This is a genomic window from Salipaludibacillus sp. CF4.18 (assembly GCF_051262595.1).
GTDB classification, from domain to species: Bacteria; Bacillota; Bacilli; order Bacillales; family Salisediminibacteriaceae; genus Salipaludibacillus; species Salipaludibacillus neizhouensis.
On the sequence record NZ_JBIMEV010000190.1, the window covers coordinates 1 to 241 of the forward strand.

The window sequence follows — 241 nt, forward strand, 5'->3', positions numbered from 1 at the left end:
GGATGGATCAACTACTACGGGATTAGTTATATGAAAGGCTACATCAAAAGTACTGATCAATGGATCAGACGACGGATTAGACAAATCATATGGAAACGTTGGAAAAAAGTGAGGACGAAGTATAAAAGTCTTATCACTCTCAAAGTACCCAAACAAAAGGCTTGGGAATGGGCAAACACACGGAAGGGTTATTGGCGCATTGCGTGTAGTTTTATTTTACACCAAGCCATTACAAACAAAA

At 39.0% G+C, this 241-nt stretch carries 1 pseudogene; it reads left to right on the forward strand.

Annotated features, from left to right (window positions below):
- Positions 1-30 precede the first annotated feature (30 nt).
- Positions 31-241, forward strand: a pseudogene (locus ACHABW_RS26115) (group II intron reverse transcriptase/maturase); the annotation flags it as partial.